Source organism: Microbacterium sp. K41, assembly GCF_004794395.1.
GTDB classification, from domain to species: domain Bacteria; phylum Actinomycetota; class Actinomycetes; order Actinomycetales; family Microbacteriaceae; genus Microbacterium; species Microbacterium sufflavum.
The window spans coordinates 1-4,152 of sequence record NZ_SSDO01000516.1; the positions used below are offsets into that span (position 1 = coordinate 1).

The following is a 4,152-nucleotide window of genomic DNA, read 5'->3' on the forward strand; positions in this document are numbered from 1 at the left end:
CGCCGCCGGAAGCGTGACCCGGCGGGCGGCGCGGTGATGCGGCCGGCCGTGCGCGCCCGAGGTCCGCCGCGGTTGCGGGGTGGACGTTCTCGTGCCATGATCTCGGAAAGCGCTTACCCGCATCCTCGAATCCGGGCCGCGCATCCCCCTCCACCGAAAGGAACGGACCGAGATGGCACAGGCCACGACCCGCGAGATCGGGATCATCATGAACGGCGTCTCCGGGCGCATGGGGTACCGGCAGCACCTGGTGCGCTCGATCCTCGCGATCCGCGACCAGGGCGGCATCGAGCTCGCGGACGGCACGCGGGTCACCGTGAAGCCGATCCTCGTGGGCCGCAGCGAGGCCAAGCTGGCGGAACTCGCCGCGGCCCACGGCATCGCCGACTGGACGACCGACCTCGACGCCGCGCTCGCCGACCCGCAGTGGGAGATCTACGCCGACTTCCTCGTGACGAAGGCCAGGGCCTCCGCGATCCGCAAAGCCATCGCCGCGGGCAAGGCGATCTACACCGAGAAGCCCACCGCCGAGTCGCTGGAGGAGGCGCTGGAGCTGGCCCGGCTCGCCCGCGACGCCGGCGTGAAGACCGGCGTCGTGCACGACAAGCTCTACCTCCCCGGGCTGCAGAAGCTCAAGCGCCTCATCGACTCCGGATTCTTCGGGCGCATCCTGTCGGTGCGCGGCGAGTTCGGCTACTGGGTGTTCGAGGGCGACTGGCAGCCCGCGCAGCGACCGAGCTGGAACTACCGCACGGAAGACGGCGGCGGCATCATCACCGACATGTTCCCGCACTGGAACTACGTGCTCGAGAACCTCTTCGGCGAGGTCACGAGCGTCTACGCCCAGGCGGCCGTGCACATCGCCGACCGCTGGGACGAGAAGGGCGAGCACTACACCGCGACGGCCGAGGATGCGGCGTACGGCATCTTCGAGCTGGCGGGCGGCGTCGTCGCCGAGATCAACTCCTCGTGGACGGTCCGCGTCAACCGCGACGAGCTCGTGGAGTTCCAGGTCGACGGCACGCACGGCTCCGCGGTGGTCGGACTCTTCGGCGCGAAGATCCAGCCCCGCAACGCCACCCCCAAGCCGGTGTGGAACCCCGACCTGGAGGACGACCACGACTACGACGCCGACTGGCAGCAGGTGCCCGCCAACCAGGTCTTCCAGAACGGCTTTCGGCAGCAGTGGGAGGAGTACCTGGTGTCCTACGTCGAAGGCACCGACTACCCGTTCGACCTGCTGGCGGGGGCCCGCGGCGTGCAGTTCGCGGAAGCCGGCCTGGCGTCCAGCGCCGAGGGCCGCAAGATCGTGCTCGAACCGCTGACGCTGGACCGGGCATGAGCGCCCTCCGTCTGCTCGCCGCCGACGGGCGCACCTCCGGCGTCGAGCTGCGTGCGCCCGACGCCGTGACCCGGCCGGACGGACCACTGCGCAGCCGGGTGGCGTACGCGGCGGCCCACGTGGTGCCGAAGCCGCACGCCGACAACACCCCCGGACGCCCCGCCGACATCGACTGGGACGCGACGCTCGCGTTCCGCCGCAACGTGTACTCGTGGGGGCTCGGCGTCGCGGATGCGATGGACACCGCGCAGCGCAACATGGGGCTCGACGCGGTCGCGACGCGCGAGCTCATCGCCCGCAGCGCCGAGGTCGCCCGCGAGGAGGGCGGGTCGGTCGTGGTCGGGGTCAACACCGATCAGGTCGACGACGCGCACATCCCGCTCGATCGCATCGTCGACGCGTACGTCGAGCAGCTGCACTTCGCCGAGGAGCAGGGAGCGGGGCCGGTGCTCATGGCGTCGCGACACCTCGCCAGGGCGGCCGAGAGCGCCGACGACTACCGCCGCGTGTACCGGGAGGTGCTGTCCCGCGCGTCCGCGCCCGTGGTGCTGCACTGGCTCGGCACCGCGTTCGACCCCGAGCTGGCCGGGTACTTCGCGCCGACGGCGGCCGCGGACGGCTCGGCCGGATGGGAAGAAGCGGCACGGGTGCTGCTCGACATCATCGCCGAGCACCCCGACGCGATCGCCGGGGTGAAGATGAGCCTGCTCGACGCCGACTCCGAGGTCTGGGTGCGCGACCGGCTCCCCGCGGGCGTGCGGATGTTCACGGGCGACGACTTCCACTACGTCGGCCTCATCGGCGGCGACAGCCTGGGCTCCGGCGGTACGACGTCGGCCTCGCACGGGCACTCGGATGCGCTGCTCGGGGCCTTCGCCGCGATCGCCCCCGTGGCGTCGGCGGCGATCCAGGCGCTGGATGCGGACGACCCCGACCGCTACCTCGCACTGCTCGGGCCCACCGAGGAGCTCAGCCGGCAGGTGTTCGCCGCGCCGACCTACTACTACAAGACGGGCGTGGCCTTCCTGTCGTGGCTCAACGGCCATCAGCCGGCGTTCCAGATGGTGGGCGGACTCCACTCCGCCCGGAGCCTCCCGCACCTCAGTCGCGTCGTGGAGCTCGCGAACGCGGCGCTCGCCCTCGAGCGGCCGGAGCTCGCCCGTGAGCGCTGGCACGGCCTCCTCCGGCTGAACGGCGTCGACGCATGACCGCCCCGTTCCCCGACCCCCGTCTCTCCCTCAACCAGGCCACGATCAAGCACGCCGACCTCGCCACGGCGCTGCAGGTCACGGCCGAGGCCGGGCTCCCGGCGATCGGCCTCTGGCGGGAGCCCGTGCAGGACGTGGGCCTCGCGGTGGCGGCGCGCATGCTCGCCGACTCCGGGCTGCGTTTCAGCACGCACTGCCGGGGCGGCTTCTTCACGCTCCCGGCCGGCCCCGCGCGCGAGGCCGCGCTGGACGACAACCGGCGGGCGATCGAGGAGACCGCGACGCTCGCGGCGGCGGGGGCCGAGGGGTCGACGGCGGTCCTGGTGCTCGTCGCGGGAGGGCTGCCCGAGGGGTCGCGCGACCTCGTCGGCGCCAGGGAGCGCGTGCGTGACGCGATCGGAGCCCTCGCCGACGATGCCCGCGGCGCGGGCGTGACCCTGGCGATCGAGCCGCTGCATCCCCTCTACGCGTCGGACCGCGCCGTGGTGTCGACGCTCGGACAGGCGCTCGACATCGCCGCCGACTTCGACCCGGCCGTGGTGGGGGTCGCCGTGGACACCTTCCACATCTGGTGGGACCCCCAGGTGCTCGGTCAGATCGCGCGCGCCGGGCGCGAGGACCGCATCGCCACGTACCAGGTGTGCGACTGGAAGACGCCGCTCGCCGCCGACCCGCTGCTGTCGCGGCACTACCCGGGGGAGGGGGTGATCGACTTCGGCGTGCTCACCCGCGCGGTGCGGGCGACCGGCTACGACCGGGACATCGAGGTCGAGATCTTCCGCGCGGACGTCTGGGCCGCCGATCCGCGCGCCGTGGTCCGGCGCACGGCCGAGTCGTTCGCCGCGACCGTCTCCCCGCACCTGCGATGACCGCCGGTCGTGCCGCCGTGGCCGGGTCCCGTCGGCGAGGGGGATTGAGATGATGAGGCCATGACGGGGATGCGCCCAGGGTTGTGCTCGGTGACGTTCCGCGCGCTCGAGCCCGCCCGGATCGTCGCCCTCGCGGCAGCCGCGGGCCTGGAGGTGATCGAGTGGGGCGGTGACGTGCACGTGCCGCCCGGCGATGTCGCGCGTGCCGAAGAGGTGGTGCGGCTCACGGCCGACGCCGGGCTCGCGGTCGCGTCCTACGGGTCGTACTTCCGTGCGGGGTCGGCCGAGCCTCTCACGGCCGTGCTCGACAGCGCCGCTGCGCTCGGGGCCGACCGTGTGCGCGTGTGGGCGGGCTCGACCGGAGCCGCCGCGGCGACCCCTCGCGAGCGCGCCGAGGTCGTCACGCGCCTCCGTGCCGCCGCGGTCGAGGCGGCCGCCCGCGGGATCGGGCTCGCCCTTGAGTTCCACTCCGGCACCCTCGCCGACACGGCCGAGGCCGCCCTCCGGGTGCTCGCCGAGGTCGACCATCCGGCGCTGTCGAGCTACTGGCAGCCGACGGTCGGGGCTCCCGATGCCGAGGCGCTCGAGGAGTACCGGCGGCTCGCCGCCTTCGTGAGCGCCGTGCACGTGTTCTCCTGGTGGCCGCGCACCGAGCGGCACCCGCTGCGCACCCGGGAGGCGCTGTGGACGCGCGTCGCCGCGGAGGCGGCTGCGGCGGAGCGACCGCCCCGCG

Annotated in this window: 4 protein-coding genes; all 4 read left to right on the forward strand. The window is 73.4% G+C overall.

Translation table 11 applies throughout. The annotated features are described in order from the left end of the window. The first annotated feature begins 172 nt into the window (after window positions 1-172). The gene (locus DW309_RS17525) at window positions 173-1,342 is read left to right on the forward strand and encodes a Gfo/Idh/MocA family protein (RefSeq protein ID WP_136034629.1); all 1,170 of its coding nucleotides are present in this window, start codon (window positions 173-175) and stop codon (window positions 1,340-1,342) included. Beyond that, window positions 1,339-2,550, forward strand: a complete 1,212-nt coding sequence (locus DW309_RS17530; RefSeq protein ID WP_136046099.1) for a DUF993 family protein — start codon at window positions 1,339-1,341, stop codon at window positions 2,548-2,550. The genes DW309_RS17525 and DW309_RS17530 overlap by 4 nt, the downstream gene beginning before the upstream one ends. Continuing rightward, on the forward strand, window positions 2,547-3,419 hold the full coding sequence (locus DW309_RS17535; RefSeq protein WP_136046100.1) for a sugar phosphate isomerase/epimerase family protein: 873 nt from the start codon (window positions 2,547-2,549) through the stop codon (window positions 3,417-3,419). The genes DW309_RS17530 and DW309_RS17535 overlap by 4 nt, the downstream gene beginning before the upstream one ends. Before the next feature lie 60 nt (window positions 3,420-3,479). After that, on the forward strand, window positions 3,480-4,152 hold a 673-nt coding region (locus DW309_RS17540; protein ID WP_136046101.1), incomplete at its 3' end, for a sugar phosphate isomerase/epimerase family protein.

What these genes read in the sequence shown, in the direction of transcription:
- DW309_RS17525 (WP_136034629.1), top strand. Translation starts at nt 173, where the DNA reads ATGGCACAGGCCACGACCCGCGAGATCGGGATCATCATGAACGGCGTC.
- DW309_RS17530 (WP_136046099.1), top strand. Translation starts at nt 1,339, where the DNA reads ATGAGCGCCCTCCGTCTGCTCGCCGCCGACGGGCGCACCTCCGGCGTC.
- DW309_RS17535 (WP_136046100.1), top strand. Translation starts at nt 2,547, where the DNA reads ATGACCGCCCCGTTCCCCGACCCCCGTCTCTCCCTCAACCAGGCCACG.